This window comes from Oceanospirillum sediminis, assembly GCF_014164585.1.
Classification (GTDB): Bacteria; Pseudomonadota; Gammaproteobacteria; order Pseudomonadales; family Halomonadaceae; genus Oceanospirillum; species Oceanospirillum sediminis.
This window is the reverse complement of record NZ_JACJFM010000001.1, coordinates 68,366-87,679: the sequence shown is the minus strand read 5'-3', so window position 1 is coordinate 87,679 and position 19,314 is coordinate 68,366. Positions and strand designations below refer to the sequence as shown.

The following is a 19,314-nucleotide window of genomic DNA, read 5'->3' as shown; positions in this document are numbered from 1 at the left end:
TGCATTCAAATACTGGCGCTTAATCCTGTAAGCGCTGGCTGAGTTTTGTCATACGCAGGCGGGCTTTGGTCTGGCGACAGGCCATATTGATTGCCCGTTTTTCGCCGATCAGAATAACGTGCTTTTTACCTCGGGTGACGGCGGTATACAGCAGGTTTCTTTCCAGCAGAGTAAAGTGCTGCATCGCCATAGGAATTACCACGCAGGGGTATTCTGATCCCTGGGATTTATGAATCGAAGTGGCATAGGCCAGACTGATTTCATCCAGTTCATCAAAGCTGTACAGAACTTCCTTGCCATCAAAGGTGGCGGTGAGTTCTGAATCTTCCGGATTGATGGTACTTATCTGACCAATATCGCCGTTAAACACTTCCTTATCGTAGTTGTTGACCATCTGAATGATTTTATCTCCTGGCGCCCAGCTCCAGCCGAATCGGGTCACCTGAGGATAGCTGTTACTGTTCAGCAGGGACTGAAGTTCAATGTTCAGGCTACGTACACCAAGACCACCCCGGTTTATCGGAGCCAGTACCTGAATATCGCGAATAGGATCATAGCCATATTTCTGGGGGAGACGCTGCGATACCACATTCAGCAGGATACTACGGGCCGTTTCAGCATCGTCTGTGGGAATATAAAAAAAATCCGTATCTGTGCCTTTCGGTGTTTTCTGTGGCGCTATCCCCCGGTTGATCTGATGAGCGGTTGTAATAATGGCAGAGGTGGCAGCCTGACGGAAAATCTCAGTCAGACGACCCGTTGGAATAACATCGGAGCGAATCATATCGGCCAGCACCGCGCCTGGCCCTACAGAGGGCAGCTGATCCACATCGCCGACCATAATCAGAGCGCCGGTCGGAGGAATCGCTTTTAACAACTGGTTCATCAGCACGATATCCACCATAGAGATCTCATCGATCACCAGTACATCCGTCTCTAACGGATTGTCCTGATTGCGTTTAAAGCCATACTCCACCGGGTCAAAATCCAGTAACCGATGGATAGTCTGAGCTTCATAACCGGTGGATTCAGACAGACGCTTTGCCGCCCGCCCGGTTGGTGCACACAACTGTACCCTGCATTTTTTCGCCAACAGCAGGCGTAACACACTGTTTACCGTGGTGGTTTTACCAACTCCGGGGCCTCCGGTGACAATGGACACTTTATTGGCCAGTACGATCTCTACGGCCTGTTTCTGAGAATCGGATAACCGGAAATCGGACTGATTTTCCAGCCACTCAAAAGCTTTATCGGTTCTGATCTGCCCCCAGGGTGGCTGGCCGTATTGCAGCTCCTGTAACAGGCGGGTGGTGCCGCATTCGGCATAATACAGAGGGGCCAGAAACACGACCGCCTGCTGTTCATCAGGGTGATCTGTCAGCGCGATCTGATCCGGAATCAGGTTTTTCTCTTCCACCTCGGCATCCAGCGCCTGCTGCAGAATATCCGGGCTGATCTCCAGCATCTTTTCCGCTTCACGGATTAAAATATCCACAGGTCGGGCGCAGTGCCCCTGGGAAGACAGTTCCTGCAAGACATGCCGGATACCGGCTTGTGCCCGAACCAGCGACTGTGCCGGTATCCCCAGATTCAGCGCGATCTGGTCGGCGGTTTTAAAGCCAATACCATGAATATCCAGTGCCAGCTGATAGGGATTCTGCTGTACTGTTTCAATGGCCGCTTCACCATAGGTTTTATAAATGCGTACTGCCCGTGCGGTGCCCACGCCGTGGGATTGCAGAAAGACCATAATCTCACGCACGATTTTCTGTTCTGCCCAGGCACTGGTAATAAGTTGCAGGCGTTTTTTACCGATCCCCTCCAGTTCCAGTAGTTTCTCCGGGGTTTGTTCGATCACTTCAAACACCTGATCACCAAAACATTGCACCAGTTTCTGTGCGAAGTGGGGACCTATGCCTTTCACCATACCGGAGCCCAGGTATTTTTCGATGCCTTCTAACGAGGTGGGCGTCACAGTGCGTATGCTATGGCATTTAAGCTGCAACCCGTGTCTGGGATCATTAATCCAGGTGCCATCGGCTTCAACGTATTCGCCCCCGGTAACCGAGGGTGTATTGCCGGTCAGTGTGATCAGATCCTGATATCCGGCGACTCTGACCCGAATCACAAAAAAGCCGGACTCTGGTGAATGAAAGGTCACACGCTCAACACTGCCTTCCAGATGAACCTGTGGCTGGTGATGATGAGCGGATAACGGATTAATCGGAGATTGGGCCATAATATAAACGTCGGTGATTTCTTCCTGTGTTCTGCCTGCGTATAATGGGCGTTTTTTTATTAATGGGCAAAGTGTTATGGCTCGCATCCTGTCTCTGGACACTTCAACAGAAGCCTGTTCTGTGGCTTTAAAACTGAATGATGAGGTGATTGAAGATTTTCGTCTGCTGCCTCGTAAACATACTCAACTGCTGCTGCCGATGGTGCAGGAGATACTGAGTAATGCCGGTATCACGCTGAAGGAACTGGATGCGATTGCTTTTGCCAATGGTCCGGGATCGTTTACTGGTCTGCGTATCGCCACAGGAGTGGTTCAGGGGCTGGCATTTGGTGCTGATCTGCCGGTTGTGCCAGTAACTACGCTGGAAACTATGGCGCTGACTCAGTACCGTGAACACTTCTCCCGTTACGTGCTTTCGGCCATTGATGCCCGCATGGGAGAGGTGTACTGGGCGGCGTATCACTGGAATGGTGACGGTTTTGATTGTCTGGCTGAGCCTGCGGTATGTGCGCCGGATCGGGTTGATCTGCAGTCTTTGTCTACTGAACAGCGTGATGCTGACTGGGTCGGTACTGGATCGGGCTGGCAGCTGTTTGATCAGTTCTCACCGGTAGTACAAAGCCAGCTACAGCAGACTTTCCCGGAAGTGCTGCCTCGTGCCGGAGATATTGCCCGTCTGGCTGAATTGTACTGGCAAAAAGGTGTGAGTGTGGCTGCTGAGGAGGCGATTCCTGTCTACCTGCGGGATAACGTTGCCTTCAAAAAAGGCGAAGGGCCGCATGCGAAATAGATTATCGGGCTATCGATCTGAATCGCCGGGCTAGTCATCAGGCTATCGTTATCGGGCTATCAATAAACAACTGGGCAGCCGGGCATAATTTCCACATTATCTTCACATGCCCCGTGATGGAATACGGCGTTTTTCTGCGACGATCATTTACCTTTTTCTCGACGATAACGCACAAGGGGCAGACATGGACTGGATTCAGGTCACAGTACTGGCACTTATTCAGGGGCTGACGGAGTTTCTACCGGTATCCAGCTCCGCTCATCTTATTCTTCCTTCTCTGGTTCTGGGCTGGGCTGATCAGGGGCTGGCGTTTGATGTCGCCGTCCATGTCGGCACTTTACTGGCAGTGATGCTGTATTTCTTCCGGGATATCCGGCAGATGCTGATCGCCTGGTTATGCAGTGTGTTCCGCAAACAGCATTGCCGGGACAGTTATATGGCCTGGGCGGTGATAATCGCTACGATTCCTGCCGGGTTGACCGGTCTGTTGCTTGGGGGCTTTATTGAGCTGCACCTCCGGTCCGCTCTGGTAATTGCCACCACGACGCTGGTGTTCGGCGCTTTACTCTGGTGGAGTGATACCCGTGGGCGACAGAACCGGAAAGAAGGTGATATGAACTTCCGGGATGCGGTCTGGATCGGTATGGCTCAGGCTCTGGCACTGATTCCCGGTACATCCCGTTCAGGGATTACGATTACCGCTGGGCTGATGCTGGGGCTGACACGACAAGCGGCAGCGCGTTTCAGCTTCCTGCTGTCTATCCCTCTGATTCTGACCGCTGGTGGCCTGAAAGGTGTCGAGCTGTATCAGACCGGCAGTGCGGCTCAGATCAGCCATACTCTGGTAGGTGGGGCTCTGGCATTTGTTTCAGCGCTGGCCTGTATTCACTACTTTCTGAAACTTCTTGACCGGATAGGCATGCTGCCTTTTGTCCTATATCGACTGGTACTGGGGCTGGCGCTGATTGTCTTTGTTGTGTGATGATCCGGTCCTCGCGTTAATGTTTTTCTCTGTTCTGAGTATTTCTTATGACTAGCAAGCTCTGGCTTTGGGCCGATCATCCTGATTATCAGTCTTTACAACAGTTCTGGTTTGAACAGCTACAGGGGCGTTTGCCAGAGCATCTGGACCTGCAGCTATGTGATGAATTACCCCGAACGACAGGTGATCTGGTGCTGATTGCCGGAGAGCAGGGGTTAAGCCTGGGAGAAACCGGTAAAAAAGCCCCTAAGCCAATTCAGGTCAATTTTGCCTCGGGTAAAGCCGCGCACCGTCGTCAGTATGGTGGTGGCAAAGGCCAGATGATTGCTAAAGCGGTCGGTTTGAAATCCGGTGTGATTCCTTCCGTGGTGGATGTCACGGCGGGTCTGGGCGGTGATGCGTTTGTGCTGGCCGGGTTAGGCTGCAATATGTTACTGCTGGAGCGCCACCCTGTCGTCGCGGCTTTACTGGAAGATGGCCTGGAACGTGCGGCTTGTGATCCTGAAGCAGCAGATGTGATCTGTCGTATGCAGCTTAAATCAGGTAACTCGATTGATACTCTGGCGCAGGCTGTAGCAGAAACCGGGTTTAATCCACAGGTGGTTTATGTCGATCCTATGTTTCCATCCCGTGATAAAAGCGCCGAAGTGAAAAAAGAGATGAAGCTGTTTCATCAGCTGGTGGGCATGGATACTGATGATGACCAGTTACTGGCCAAGGCTCTGGAAGTGGCTACTCATCGTGTCGTGGTGAAGCGCCCTCGTAAAGCCCCGGTGATTACTGGCCCTGAGCCCAGTTATGTACTGGAAGGCAAATCCAGTCGTTATGATATCTATGCAAAGAAAAAGCTGGAGAGTACAGACTGATCAAAAACAGATCGGATGATATGATCGTGGCGCTGGAGATATTGAATTTGTCTCAGCGTCCGTCCCGCTTTTCTACCTGTGTTATCTGCTTTCCTTTTACTATCTACGATTAAACCAGGGTTTTTACCAGGAAGGCTTAGGTATATTCTTCTGATATCCTCTGCTGAAACCAACAGTCAGGTATCAAATAGCTGCAGACCGTATATTTCCGATAGATTACTTGCTTTGTATAACGGATTATTCGCGGAAAACCTCTTACCTGACGCTTCATAATTTTCAGTAGACAGTTATGCTGTCTGTGCGGTCTTTAATTAAAGGAATAAACCGAGCTGCTATGACAAACCAGAATCCAGAACAAATTGCCCGAGACCGAATTGATGAAATGTTAAACCAGGCCGGTTGGGTCGTGCAGGATAAGAAGCGTATTGATTTTGACAAAGGCATTGGGCAAGCCGTTCGTGAATATCATACCGATGTCGGGCCAGCAGATTATGTGCTGTTTGTTAACAGAACACCCGTTGGTGTCATAGAGGCGAAACGTGAAGATACTGGCCATAAGATCACAGAAGTAGAAAATCAAACGGCAGGTTATGCAACAGCAAAACTCAAGTGGGTCAATAACAAGGCTCCCCTGCCCTTTCTGTATGAAAGTACAGGTATTATTACCCGTTTCACAGATAACCGTGATCCGGCACCCCGTTCAAGGGATGTATTCAACTTTCATCGGCCAGAAACCTTGTCTGAATGGTTGAAGCAGGAGCAATCACTTCGCTCTCGTTTAACCGCATTACCATCGCTAAACCCGGATGGTCTGCGTGAATGCCAGAAAACCGCCATCAGCAACCTGGAACAATCTTTTAAAGAAAATCGTCCCAGATCCTTAATTCAGATGGCAACAGGAGCGGGTAAAACCTTTACCGCAATCACGTCGATTTACCGGTTGTTGAAATCACCGGTTCAGGCAAAACGTATTCTGTTTCTGGTCGATACGAAAAACCTGGGAGAACAGGCTGAGCAGGAGATGCTGTCCTACACCCCGAATGACGATAATCGCAAATTTACTGAACTCTATGCGGTACAACGCCTGAAAAGTGCTGCAGTGCCCAAAGATGCTCAGGTTTGTATCAGTACCATTCAGCGTATGTACTCCTTGCTAAAAGGCGAAGCACTGGATGATGCCGCTGAAGAGATCAATCCGGGGGAACAACTCACCAAACCAAAAGATCCAGTGCCGGTGGATTATAACGAAAAAATCCCACCTGAGTTTTTTGACTTTATCATCATTGATGAATGTCACCGCTCTATCTACAACCTCTGGCAGCAAGTACTGGATTATTTTGATGCCTTCCTGATAGGTCTGACAGCAACCCCGGATAACCGCACTTACGGCTTTTTTAAACAGAATGTTGTCAGTGAATACACCCATGAAAAAGCGGTTGCCGATGGCGTTAACGTGGGCAATGAGATCTATCTGATTGATACTGAAATCAGCCAGCAGGGTTCCGAGCTGAAGGCAGAACAACAGGTCGAACGGCGTGAGAAGCTGACCCGTAAGCGCCGTTGGGAAGAACAGGATGAGGATGAAAGCTATAGCGCCAAAAAGCTGGATAAGGATGTCGTCAACCCAAGCCAGATTCGTACGATTATTAAAACCTTTAAAGAGAGCCTGCCAGATATTTTCCCCGGCCGGGATGAGATTCCAAAAACGCTGATTTTTGCCAAAACGGACAGTCATGCGGACGATATTATTCAGATTGTTCGGGAAGAGTTTGCTGAAGGTAACGCCTTTTGTAAAAAGGTAACTTACCGGGCTGCAAAAGACAGAACCGACGCCGATGGCAATGTGATTCAGGCCGGTGAAGATCCCAAGTCCGTTTTGTCCCAGTTCCGCAATGATTACAATCCACGAATAGCCGTCACCGTCGATATGATTGCGACAGGTACGGATGTCAAAGCGCTGGAATGTCTGCTGTTTATGCGGGATGTAAAAAGCAAAAACTACTTTGAACAGATGAAAGGCCGGGGCACTCGAACTTTAGACCACGATAACCTGAAAAAAGTAACTCCATCAGCCAGAAGTGCAAAAACGCACTATGTGATTGTAGATGCTATCGGAGTGACTAAATCTCTGAAAACGGCCAGCCAGCCCCTGATTACCAAACCGGCTGTACCTCTGAAAGACTTAGCCACAGGAGTCATGATGGGCGGTGTGCATGATACTGACACCATAAGCTCATTAGCCGGTCGTTTAGCCCGTCTTAATAAACAACTGGAGCCAGGGGAACGGGAACGCATCCGTGAAGCCGCGAAAGGTCAGCCTCTGGAGCGCATCATCAGTGATCTGTTTAATGCTATTGACGGCGATCGTATTGAAGAGCGCGCCTTAACACTGGCCCAGCAACCTGCAGGAACAGACCCTGGCGATCAGAAGCGAGAACAGGCACAGGCTGAACTGGTCCGGGAAGCCACGAGAGTTTTTAATGGTGAATTGATTGACCTGTTAGATAGCATCCGCCGGGAAAGAGAACAAAAGATTGATCACGATAATATGGATCAGGTTCTGCACAAAGGGTGGGCAAAAGACAGCGCTGAGCAAGCTGAAGAACTTCGCCAGAGCTTTGCTGAATATCTGAAGGACAATAAAGATCAGATTGATGCCCTGACTATCTTTTTTGATCAGCCCCACCGCCGCCGTGAAATCACCTATGATATGATTCGCATCCTGCTGGAAACCCTGAAAAATGACATGCCTAAACTGGCTCCATTAAACGTATGGCAGGCTTATACTCAGTTGGATAACTATCAGGGAAATCAGCCGGTTAACGAACTTACCGCATTAGTTGCTCTGGTGCGTCGAGTCTGTGGAATTGATAGCAGTCTGGCCAACTACGATGCAACTGTGCGCCAGAACTTTAAAGACTGGATTATGAAACGCCACGCCGGAGCAGGGCAGAAATTTAATGAAGCACAAATGCAGTGGCTACAGATGATCCGGGATCATATCAGCAGCTCTATTCACTTTGAGCAGGATGATCTGGATATGGCCCCATTTGATGCTCAGGGCGGCTTAGACAAGATGTATCAGCTCTTTGGTGCAGAAATGGCACCACTGATTGAAGAACTAAATGAGGTATTAGCAGCTTGATGTATAGCTCAAGGTTCGATTGCCCTGATGGTTGGGAAGCTATTGATTTCAGTGATGCTGTAACAGTAGTTTCTACCAACAAGAAAAAAATTAATCAGAAACAATATTTAGAAAACGGTTTATATCCCGTTATTGATCAGGGAAGTTCATTCATTGGAGGGTATAGTAATGACTCTGATAAAGTGATTAAGGGGAATTACCCTCTGATAATCTTTGGCGATCACACGCGTTGTGTAAAGCTTATCAAATCTGCTTTCATCGCTGGTGCTGACGGCGTTAAGGTTTTAGAACCGAAGGGATTTATAACACCAAAACTACTAGAGTATTTTTCCCATCATCTTGCCTCATGCATTAAAGATAAAGGGTACGCCCGTCATTATCAGTGGTTATCTAAGGAAACTATTGGTATTCCTCCTCTGAATGAACAACATCGTATCGTTGCCAAAATAGAAGAACTATTTTCTGAGCTGGATAAAGGTATTGAAAGCCTTACAACGGCTAAAGCTCAACTACAAGTTTACCGTCAATCCTTGCTTAAACATGCTTTTGAAGGCAAGTTAACTGAACAATGGCGTAAAGATCATCAGGATGAACTAGAAAGTTCTGATGAACTTCTGGCCTGTATTCAGGATGAGCGTGAGGCTAGCTATCAGCAGCAGGTTGCTGATTGGCAAGTAGCAGTCAAACTGTGGGAAGAGAATAGAAAAGAAGAGAATAAACCCTCTAAACCAAAGAAAGTGAAGCGTCCTAATTCCATTACTGAAGAACAACTAAGAAACCTCCCTCCATTGCCTAAAGGTTGGGTTTGGGTTACTCCTCAAGATATTTGTTCAGATGAACCTCATTCAATAGGGATTGGGCCATTTGGGAGTAATCTAAAGGTCAGTGATTATACAGAATCAGGCGTGCCTCTGGTTTTCGTTCGTAATATTACAAAAAATAATTTCACTGATAATCTGCACTATATTACGGCAGAGAAATACAAGGAGTTGGAAGCTCATTCAGTAAAACCTTTAGATATTTTAGTTACTAAAATGGGGGATCCTCCTGGTGATGCTGAAATTTACCCTGCAGGTAAAGAAAAGGCTATTTTGACTGCAGACTGTTTGAAGTTCCGGGTTTGGCCGAAGTTTTGCTCGAACCTGTTTTATAAACATTGCATAAACTCAGTCCTGATAAAAAAACAACTGGGTTTTATTACAAAAGGGGTCGCTCAGAAAAAAATTAGTGTAAGTCGTTTTAATACTGTTTTTTTTCCTATGCCCAGCAAAGAAGAGCAGCATGAAATAGCATCTTTAGTTGAGAGCAAACTAGAGGGTATAAACAGGTTTGAAGTAGAGCTCGAATATAATATTAAGAAATCAGAAGCCCTTCGCAAGTCAATCCTGAAAAAAGCGTTCTCCGGTCAGTTAGTGCCTCAAGACCCTGATGATGAGCCTGCCAGTGAGTTGTTAAAGCGTATTGCTGTGGAAAAGGCTGAATTGGAAGCTCAGGCTAAACAAGAGAAAGCAGCTAGCCGTAAGCCTCGTAAGAAAACAACAGCGGCCTGATTGGGGGCGTTATGAGCATTAATTCACTGCCAATCAATATTGATGATCTGCTTAGCCAGCGCTGGGTTGAGGGTGAGCGTATTGAGTATAAATCCGGTTGGAATCCTGAGTCGATTCTGCACAGCATTTGTGCTTTTGCGAATGACTTTCATAACCTGGGTGGTGGCTATCTGCTGATCGGTATTGAAGAGAGTGAAGGGCGTCCGGTATTACCGCCTGTGGGCTTGTTACCTGAGCAGATTGATCGTATTCAGAAAGAGTTATTAAATCTGGGGCATTCTGCTATCGCGCCTCAATATCATCCTCTGACGGCAGTTTATGAGATCGAAGGTAAACAGATTCTGGTGCTGTGGGCTCCTGGTGGTGAAACCCGGCCTTACAAAGCGAAGGTGAGTTTAAGCAGTAAAAAAACAGAGTGGGCTTATTATCTGCGTAAACACACCAGTACGGTTAAAGCCAGTGGTGACAGCGAGCGTGAGCTGATTTCACTGGCTGCATCTGTGCCCTTTGATGATCGTTATCGCCAAACGGCCAGGGTGCAGGATCTCTCCCCGCGTCTGATACGGGATTTTCTCTCTGATGTAGGCAGTGAATTAGAACAGGAAGCCGGGCAATTAAGTACCGAAGCGCTGGGACGGCGTATGAATATTATTGGCGGTCCGGTTGAGGCGGTATTTCCTAAAAATGTCGGTTTGCTGTTTTTTAATTCACAGCCTGAACAGTTTTTCCCCGCGACTCAGATTGATGTGGTGTTTTTCCCTGATGGTCCTGGAGGCGACCGCTTTGAAGAGAAGATATTCAACGGGCCTCTGGACCGGATTACCCGTGATGCGCTGGATTATATCAATCGGAACTATCTGAAACAGACCGTACTGAAACAGCCGGATCAGGCTGAAGCGGAACGTTTCTGGAACTTCCCATTAGCGGCCGTGGAAGAAGCTGTGGTCAATGCGATTTATCATCGCAGTTATGAGATCCGTGAACCCGTCGAAATCCGCATCACTGCCGATGAGTTTAAGGTGCTGAGTTTCCCAGGCCCGGATCGTTCCATTCGCTTAAATGATTTACAGATGGGACAGGCGGTAAGCCGTCGTTACCGTAACCGACGGATTGGTGAGTTTTTGAAAGAGCTACGTTTGACCGAGGGGCGTTCTACCGGAGTGCCTAAGATTCTTCGGTCGATGAAAGCCAATGGCTCACCGGTCCCCGTCTTTGATACTGATGATGAACGCTCTTATTTTCTGGTGAGTTTACCGGTACACCCACAGTCGCAATGGCTGGAAGTGGATACGGAATCTCCCACAGAAGAGAAAGCCCCGGAAGTCACCCCGGAAGTCACCCCGGAAGTCACCCCGGAAGTCACCCCGGAAGTGCGGCTGTGCCGGATTATTCAGGGGGAGATGAGCCGTGCTCAAATGCAACAGGCCCTGGCGTTGAAAGATACCGAAAACTTCCGCAAAACCTATTTATTACCGGCACTTAGTGCCGGTTATGTCGCTATGACCATCCCGGAAAAACCAACCAGTAGCAAACAACGCTACCGACTGACCGATGCAGGTTTAGCACTGCTACATAAGGAACAGAATTAATGAACGCAGAATCCATTGTCTCCCGCGTCTGGAGTTTTTGTACCACCCTACGAGATGATGGTGTGGGCTATGGCGATTATCTGGAACAGCTGACCTATCTGATTTTTCTGAAAATGGCTCATGAATACAGTCTGCCACCGCGCTCACGGGATGTCGGGATTCCTGAAAAATATAACTGGGACAGCCTGGATAAAAAGGGTGCCGATTTAGAGACGCATTATGTGGAGTTATTGCGTGAGCTAGGCAAGAAAAAAGGCATGTTGGGCCAGATTTTCACTAAAGCCCAGAATAAGATTCAGGACCCTGCCAAACTGTCCCGGTTAATTGCCATGGTCGGTGAAACCGACTGGGTGATTCTGGGTGCGGATACCAAAGGTGATATTTACGAAGGTCTGCTGGAGAAAAATGCCGAAGATACCAAATCTGGTGCAGGGCAGTACTTTACTCCCCGTTCGCTTATTCAGGCGATAGTGGATTGTATGCGCCCGGAACCGGGACAGACCATTGCTGATCCTGCTTGTGGCACGGGCGGTTTCTTTTTAACTGCTTATGATTTTCTGACCGATCCCAATCATTACACGCTGGACAAAGCCCAAAAGCGTTTTTTAAAACACGAGACCTTTTTTGGTAACGAGATTGTGGCCAGTACCCGTCGTCTCTGTCTGATGAATATGTTTTTGCATAACATCGGTGAAATAGATGATGAAGACACCGCCGTTAGCAGTAATGATGCACTGATCTCGCCACCATCCCGCATGGTCGATATGGTGCTGGCTAACCCGCCCTTTGGTAAAAAAAGCAGTATGACGTTTACCAATGAGGAAGGAGAGCAGGAAAAAGACGAACTGACTTACAATCGTCAGGATTTCTGGGCCTCAACATCAAACAAACAGGTGAACTTTGTTCAGCATATTCGCAGTATGCTGAAATCCACAGGCCGTGCGGCCGTGGTAGTGCCTGATAATGTACTGTTTGAAGGTGGGGCCGGTGAAACGGTGCGCCAGAAACTGCTGGAAACAACAGAACTACATACCATTCTGCGTTTACCCACCGGGATTTTTTATGCCAATGGAGTAAAGGCAAATGTACTCTTTTTCGATAATAAACCGGCGCAAAAAGATCCTTGCACTAAAGAGCTGTGGATCTATGATTACCGTACCAATGTCCACCATACCCTGAAGAAAAAGCCGATGCGTCGAGCAGATCTACAGGACTTTATTAATTGTTATAACCCAGAAAATCGCCACAAGCGCAGTGAAACCTGGCATTCGGAAAATAACCCGGATGGCCGCTGGCGCAAATACAGTTATGGAGAGGTGATCAGCCGGGATAAAACCAGTCTGGATATCTTCTGGTTAAAGGATCAGTCTCTGGCTGATCTGGATAATCTGCCTGAACCTGATGTATTAGCAGAAGAAATCATTGAAAATATTGAGGCTGGCTTAAACAGTTTCCGTGCTATTGCTCAAAGCCTGAATAATTGAAGCATTACCTGACAGGCCTGCCTGATAGATTAAATTGAGCCGGATGAATGCTATCCGGCACAGGCCTGATTACAGTCAGTTACCGGAATTGAGCTACAGTCAGATTCTGTTATCTGCTAAATAACAGACATAAAAAAGCCCCATCATGTAACGGGGCAAAAGGACCTGTAATCCGGGAACCCGTACCGAAGTACGGGACCTTGCTTACAGAGAGTGCTTGACACTCGTTGACGACTTCTGGAATCTTAATCCTGGTAGGCTTCGATGCCCGGGCAGGAACAGATGAAGTTACGATCACCGTAGACGTTGTCGACACGGTTAACCGTTGGCCAGTACTTGCTGGCACGGGTATGTGCTGTTGGGAATATTGCTTCCTCTTGTGAGTAAGGACGTTCCCATGCGCTGGTCAGGTCAACCATAGTATGCGGAGCATTGATCAGAGGGTTGTTGTCTGCTGGCCATTCACCGCTCTGAACTTTCTCAACTTCTGCACGGATCTTAACCATCGCTTCGATAAAGCGATCCAGCTCAGCCTTAGACTCAGACTCAGTTGGCTCGATCATCAGCGTACCCGCTACAGGGAAAGACATGGTCGGCGCGTGGAAACCGTAGTCCATCAGACGCTTAGCGATATCTTCTTCAGTTACACCAGACGCTTCTTTCAGCGGACGAATGTCAACGATACATTCGTGAGCCACTTTATCGTTACGGCCACGGTACAGCACCGGGTAGTGCTCAGCCAGCTGCTCTGTCAGATAGTTAGCGTTCAGAATCGCCACTTCTGTAGAGTGCTTCAGACCGTCTTTACCCAGCATACGGTTGTACATCCAGGTGATCGGCAGAATTGCAGCAGAACCGTAAGGCGCTGCGGATACTGCACCGTTCTCCGGGTTCAGGCCTTCAACCGGGCTAACCTTGTGGCTGGCCAGGAAAGGTGCCAGGTGTTTCTTAACACCGATAGGACCCATACCAGGGCCACCGCCACCGTGTGGAATAGCGAAGGTTTTGTGCAGGTTCAGGTGAGATACGTCAGAACCCATTTGACCCGGCTTAGAGATACCGACCTGTGCGTTCATGTTCGCACCGTCCATGTAAACCTGGCCACCAAACTTATGAATGGTCTGACAGATTTCAACGATATCTTCTTCGTAAACACCGTGAGTAGATGGGTAAGTCACCATCAGTGCAGACAGGTTATCCGCATGTTCCTGGGCTTTTTCTGCCAGATCAGCAACATCAACGTTACCGTTTTCATCACACTTGGTCACAACGATTTTCATGCCCATCATCGCTGCAGTTGCCGGGTTAGTACCGTGAGCAGACGATGGAATCAGACACACGTTACGGTGGCCTTCACCGATGGATTCCTGATACTTACGGATCGCCAGCAGACCGGCGTACTCACCGGATGCACCTGAGTTAGGCTGCAGAGACATTTCGTCGTAACCGGTGATCTCTACCAGTTGCTCTTCCAGCTGGCTCAGCATCTTGTGGTAACCCACAGTCTGCTCTTTTGGTGCAAACGGGTGGATGTTGGCAAACTCAGGCCAGGTCACAGGGATCATCTGTGCGGTAGCATTCAGTTTCATGGTGCAAGAACCTAGTGGGATCATGCCATGAACCAGAGAGTAATCTTTGTTTTCCAGCGACTTCATGTAACGCAGCATCTCAGTTTCTGAGTGGTGCGTGTTGAATACCGGGTGAGTCAGGATAGCATCTTCACGACGCATCGCTGCTTTAATACCGGTTTCTGCGCCAGCAGTGATGCTTGCATCAATTGCAGATACGTCCAGACCGTGGCCTTCGCCCAGAATGATGTCGAACAGTTGTGCAACGTCGGCTGCAGTCGTGGTTTCGTCCAGGCTTACACCCAGCTTGCCACCTTCGAGCTGACGGAAGTTACAACCGTTATCCAGTGCTTTCTGGTAAACCGCTTCATCAGCCGCAAAAGTCAGGGTATCGAAGTAAGTGTCGTTAGTGGCAACACCTTTCTCTTTCAGACCCAGCGCCAGAATAGCCGTCAGACGGTGAACACGCTCAGCGATACGCTTCAGGCCATCCGGACCGTGGTATACGGTGTAGAAGCTTGCCATGTTGGCCAGCAGTGCCTGTGCAGTACAGATGTTGGAGGTCGCTTTTTCACGGCGGATATGCTGCTCACGGGTCTGCATCGCCATACGCAGGGCCTGGTTACCGTTCACATCAACGGATACACCAATGATACGGCCTGGTACGGAACGCTTCAGTTTTTCACTCGCTGCGAAGAAAGCAGCGTGTGGACCACCAAAGCCCATAGGTACACCAAAGCGCTGAGAAGAACCCAGAACAATGTCGGCACCCAGCTCGCCAGGGGATTTCAGCAGCACCAGAGACATGATGTCAGCGGCTACAGCAACCATCGCTTTCTGTGATTTTGCCTGCTCGACTAAAGGTTTCAGATCAGTGATATCACCGAAAGTACCAGGGTATTGCAGCAGTACACCAAACGGGTCGTATTCACTCAGCTTGTCTGCAGAGTCTACAACCACTTCGTAACCGAAGTATTCTGCACGGGTTCTGATGACGTCCAGTGTCTGTGGGTGTACGTCGCTTGCCACGAAGAACTGATCGCTCTTCTTGCGGTTAGAACGCTTACACAGGGTCATCGCTTCTGCGGCTGCAGTCGCTTCGTCCAGCAGGGAGGCGTTCGCCAGATCCATGCCGGTCAGGTCCATCACCATCTGCTGGTAGTTCAGCAGGGCTTCCAGACGACCCTGAGAGATTTCAGGTTGATAAGGAGTATAGGCAGTGTACCAGCCAGGATTCTCCAGAACGTTACGTAGAATCACATTCGGTACGAAGGTGTTGTGATAACCCATACCGATATAGGATTTGTTAACTGTATTTTGGTCGGCCAGAGCTTTCAGCTCAGCCAGGGCTTCAACTTCAGTGATACCCAGGTCCATGTCCAGAGCGTCATCCAGACGGATAGAGTCCGGAACGGTCTGCTCAATCAGTTCCTGCAGAGAGCTGACTCCCAGTGATTCCAGCATCGCTTTTTGTTCTGCTGCATCCGGGCCCACGTGACGATGAGTGAATTCGTTATGTTGTTCCAGATCACTCAGTGCGCGCGTTTCAACTGCCATTTTTACCAACCTGTTTTTTTATCGGATCCTGATTCTCTAGCTGAATCTGGTCCTTGTTTATCTTATTCAGCTCTGCCAGAAGACAGAGCTGGTTTCAGATTTGAAAGAAGATGCGGGGTTATCTGCGTCGGGTGAACCCGAAACTGCACGTCTCTTTCAGTAATTACCGGTGGGATAATTACTCTTCTTCAGCCACTTTAGCTTCGTAGGCTTCTGCATCCAGCAGGTTTTCCAGTTCAGTGCTGTCAGCCAGTTTGATTTTCGCAATCCAGCCATCTGCAAAAGGATGCTCGTTAACCGTTTCAGGGGCATCTTCCAGGGCTTCGTTAACTTCTACGACTTCACCGGATACCGGAGAGTAGATGTCAGACGCCGCTTTTACAGACTCAACCAGAGAGAACTCTTCACCGGCTGCAACTTCGCGACCTACTTCCGGCAGCTCAACGAAGACTACATCACCCAGTTGCTCCTGAGCGTGGTCAGAAATACCGACAGTTACTGTGCCGTCACCATTGTCCAGAACCCATTCGTGAGAAGCTGCGAATTTCATATTAGCTGGTACATTGCTCATGTTTAAATCCTCGGTCTTATATCTTTTAAAGGTGTGAAAGCCGACTTTTTGCTTTAGCCCGCTTTCAGCCAGTGATTATCTTCAAAACTTAGCAGTACACAATTAAAGATGAACTTTTTTATGCTGCCAGTGCCAGTTTTTATAATGATCTGTCTTACTGAATCACTTAGCGATACAGTGGGAAGCGTGCGCACAGCGCTTTAACCTGCTCATGTACACGGGCTTCAGCTGCACTGTTGTCTTCAGGATTCGCCGCCAGACCATCCAGAACATCACCAATCAGGTTACCAATCAGGCGGAACTCTTCTTCGCCGAAGCCACGGCTGGTGCCTGCCGGAGTACCCAGGCGGATACCGGACGTTACCATTGGCTTCTCTGGATCAAATGGGATGCCATTTTTGTTACAGGTGATACCGGCGCGCTCCAGAGACTCTTCTGTGGCGTTACCTTTCAGACCTTTAGGACGCAGGTCAACCAGCATCAGGTGAGTGTCAGTACCACCGGTTACGATATCGCAACCACGCTCAACCAGCGTCTCAGCCAGTACGGCTGCGTTCTTAACAACCTGCTTTATGTAATCGGTGAATTCCGGCTGCAGTGCTTCGCCAAAAGCAACCGCTTTAGAGGCGATTACGTGCATCAGAGGGCCACCCTGCAGACCTGGAAATACCGCAGAATTAATTTTCTTACCCAGATCCAGATCGTTGGACAGGATCATACCACCACGAGGACCACGCAGTGTTTTGTGTGTTGTCGTTGTAACGATATGCGCATGTGGCAGCGGACTAGGGTGCTGACCAGTGGCAATCAGGCCTGCGATGTGGGCCATATCCACCATCAGGTATGCGCCCACTTTGTCAGCGATCTCACGGAAACGCGCAAAATCGATCTGACGGGGGATTGCAGAACCACCCGCGATGATCAGTTTTGGCTGGCACTCAATCGCTTGTGCTTCAACCGCAGCGTAGTCGATACGCTGAGTTTCGCGATCTACACCATATTGTTCAGCATTGAACCACTTACCGGACTGCGCAGGGCGGGCACCATGAGTCAGGTGACCACCGGCATCCAGGGACATACCCAGAATAGTGTCGCCAGGTTGCAGCAGTGCCATAAAGACTGCACCGTTTGCCTGAGCACCTGAGTGAGGCTGTACGTTGACATATTCGCAGTTGAACAGCTGCTTAGCACGCTCGATAGCCAGTGTTTCTACTTCATCAACGTACTCACAACCACCATAGTAACGGCGACCGGCATAACCTTCTGCGTATTTGTTAGTCAGCTCAGTGCCCTGAGCCTGCATGACCGCTTTGGATACAATGTTTTCAGAAGCAATCAGCTCAATACCGTCTTGCTGGCGGTGGAATTCACGCTCAATGGCCGCTTTGATTGCCACATCGCTATCCGCCAGATTACTGGTAAAGAACTTTTCGCTTACTGCGTCGTTTCTGTACAGTTCACTCATGCTCATGGTGTGTTTCTCATTTTTTATTTTGACATAACCTGCAGTGTCTGGAAGCAGACGGGCTGCAGCCTTCAATACGGTCAGAGTCCCTGCAGATTCAGACCATCGTCTGAATCAGCAAGCTACGACGTTAACCGCCAGACCGCCTGTTGAGGTTTCTTTGTACTTATCCTGCATATCAAGACCGGTTTGTCGCATGGTCTCGATCACGGAATCCAGAGGTACATGGTGCTGACCATCACCGCGCAGCGCCAGACGAGCCGCATTAATTGCTTTTACTGCGCCCATAGTATTACGTTCGATACAAGGCACCTGAACCAGACCGCCAATCGGGTCACAGGTCAGCCCCAGGTTGTGCTCCATGCCAATTTCTGCTGCATTTTCAACCTGTTCATTAGTGCCACCCAGCACGGCACACAGCGCACCGGCCGCCATAGAGCAGGCCACACCAATCTCTCCCTGACAGCCTACTTCGGCGGCAGAGATAGAGGCATTCTGCTTGTACAGCATGCCAATGGCGGCTGCCGTTGCCAGGAAGCGTACAATGCCGTCCTCATCGGAACCCGGAACAAAACGGTCATAATAAGCCAGCACCGCAGGAATCACCCCGGCTGCACCATTGGTGGGAGCCGTTACCACACGACCACCGGCAGCGTTTTCTTCATTGACTGCAATGGCGTACAGGTTGACCCAATCCATTACCGACAGCTGATCTTTCAGCGCTTTTTCTGGCTTTTCCGTCAATTCACGGTACAGCTCGTTGGCGCGACGTCTTATCTTTAAACCACCGGGTAAGATGCCGGTTTGCTGGTAGCCACGGCGAATACAGTTATCCATGACATGCCAGATGCCCAGTACGGATTCTTTGACTGCTTCGTCAGAACCCAGACGGGTTTTCTCATTGGCCAGTACAACATCGGCAATAGTCAGGTTAGCCTGCTGGCAAACTTCCAGCAGCTCTTTACCATTGTTAAACAGATAGGGGACATTCTGAGTGTCAGATCCATTATCCTGCTGATCGATTTCAGCATCGCTTAATACAAAACCTCCACCGATGGAATAGTAGATACTATCAATCGTTACCATACCTGCCGCGTCAAAGGCATAAAAGCGCATGCCATTCGGGTGCTTAGGCAGAGATTCGCCAAAGTTAAAAGGCAGATCTGTCTTACGGTCAAATGGAATCAGACGTTCACCGGCCAGATTCAGCTGTTTCTGCTCATCGATCTGACTGATGTATTCAGGCACCCGATCCGGATCAACCTGATCAGGACGCTCACCCAGCAGACCCAGCAGAGTGGCGATATCTGTCGCGTGTCCCTGACCTGTCATAGCCAGAGAACCATACAGGTCAACTTTGACACGGCTGACATTATCCAGCAGATTTTTTTCCCGTAATTCATCAAGAAAACGATTAGCCGCAACCATAGGGCCAACGGTATGAGAGCTGGATGGACCTATACCTGTTTTAAACAGATCTGAGATGCTGAGTGGCATCGTTAAAGCCT

General features: G+C 49.2%; 12 protein-coding genes. 7 read left to right on the top strand and 5 right to left on the bottom strand.

The features are described from left to right. Nucleotides 1-19 precede the first annotated feature (19 nt). The gene (gene recD2 / locus H4O21_RS00355; protein WP_182806830.1) at nucleotides 20-2,239 is read right to left on the bottom strand and encodes an SF1B family DNA helicase RecD2; all 2,220 of its coding nucleotides are present in this window, start codon (nucleotides 2,237-2,239) and stop codon (nucleotides 20-22) included. Between the two features lie 76 nt (nucleotides 2,240-2,315). On the opposite strand from recD2, the gene tsaB reads away from it, so the two are divergent. The 7 genes from tsaB (at nucleotide 2,316) to H4O21_RS00320 (ending at nucleotide 12,645) form a co-directional block, all read left to right on the top strand. Continuing rightward, nucleotides 2,316-3,029: a tRNA (adenosine(37)-N6)-threonylcarbamoyltransferase complex dimerization subunit type 1 TsaB gene (tsaB, locus tag H4O21_RS00350; protein ID WP_182806829.1), complete on the top strand. Its 714-nt coding sequence runs from the start codon at nucleotides 2,316-2,318 to the stop codon at nucleotides 3,027-3,029. A 184-nt stretch (nucleotides 3,030-3,213) separates the two neighbouring features. Then, on the top strand, nucleotides 3,214-4,011 hold the full coding sequence (locus H4O21_RS00345; protein WP_182806828.1) for an undecaprenyl-diphosphate phosphatase: 798 nt from the start codon (nucleotides 3,214-3,216) through the stop codon (nucleotides 4,009-4,011). Nucleotides 4,012-4,058: 47 nt separating this feature from the next. After that, nucleotides 4,059-4,877 carry a class I SAM-dependent methyltransferase gene (locus H4O21_RS00340; RefSeq protein WP_182806827.1) on the top strand — a complete coding sequence of 273 codons (819 nt, stop codon included), beginning with the start codon at nucleotides 4,059-4,061 and terminating at the stop codon, nucleotides 4,875-4,877. 334 nt (nucleotides 4,878-5,211) lie between these two features. Continuing rightward, the gene (locus H4O21_RS00335; protein WP_182806826.1) at nucleotides 5,212-8,022 is read left to right on the top strand and encodes a type I restriction endonuclease subunit R; all 2,811 of its coding nucleotides are present in this window, start codon (nucleotides 5,212-5,214) and stop codon (nucleotides 8,020-8,022) included. Next, nucleotides 8,022-9,572: a restriction endonuclease subunit S gene (locus tag H4O21_RS00330; RefSeq protein WP_255487077.1), complete on the top strand. Its 1,551-nt coding sequence runs from the start codon at nucleotides 8,022-8,024 to the stop codon at nucleotides 9,570-9,572. Before H4O21_RS00335 ends, H4O21_RS00330 begins: the two co-directional genes overlap by 1 nt. Before the next feature lie 11 nt (nucleotides 9,573-9,583). Further along, on the top strand, nucleotides 9,584-11,161 hold the full coding sequence (locus H4O21_RS00325) for an RNA/DNA-binding domain-containing protein (RefSeq protein ID WP_182806824.1): 1,578 nt from the start codon (nucleotides 9,584-9,586) through the stop codon (nucleotides 11,159-11,161). Next, nucleotides 11,161-12,645, top strand: a complete 1,485-nt coding sequence (locus H4O21_RS00320; protein WP_182806823.1) for a class I SAM-dependent DNA methyltransferase — start codon at nucleotides 11,161-11,163, stop codon at nucleotides 12,643-12,645. The genes H4O21_RS00325 and H4O21_RS00320 overlap by 1 nt, the downstream gene beginning before the upstream one ends. Nucleotides 12,646-12,890: 245 nt before the next feature. Here the strand turns inward: H4O21_RS00320 and gcvP are convergent, their stop codons facing one another. From gcvP to H4O21_RS00300, 4 genes are all read right to left on the bottom strand, one after another. Continuing rightward, nucleotides 12,891-15,770 (bottom strand): aminomethyl-transferring glycine dehydrogenase, encoded by a 2,880-nt coding sequence (gene gcvP / locus H4O21_RS00315; protein ID WP_182806822.1) that lies wholly within the window; start codon nucleotides 15,768-15,770, stop codon nucleotides 12,891-12,893. A 178-nt stretch (nucleotides 15,771-15,948) separates the two neighbouring features. After that, the gene (gcvH, locus tag H4O21_RS00310; RefSeq protein ID WP_182806821.1) at nucleotides 15,949-16,341 is read right to left on the bottom strand and encodes a glycine cleavage system protein GcvH; all 393 of its coding nucleotides are present in this window, start codon (nucleotides 16,339-16,341) and stop codon (nucleotides 15,949-15,951) included. 166 nt (nucleotides 16,342-16,507) lie between these two features. Further along, the gene (gene glyA / locus H4O21_RS00305; RefSeq protein ID WP_182806820.1) at nucleotides 16,508-17,812 is read right to left on the bottom strand and encodes a serine hydroxymethyltransferase; all 1,305 of its coding nucleotides are present in this window, start codon (nucleotides 17,810-17,812) and stop codon (nucleotides 16,508-16,510) included. A gap of 108 nt (nucleotides 17,813-17,920) precedes the next feature. Further along, on the bottom strand, nucleotides 17,921-19,303 hold the full coding sequence (locus H4O21_RS00300; protein ID WP_182806819.1) for an L-serine ammonia-lyase: 1,383 nt from the start codon (nucleotides 19,301-19,303) through the stop codon (nucleotides 17,921-17,923). Between the last annotated feature and the right edge of the window lie 11 nt (nucleotides 19,304-19,314).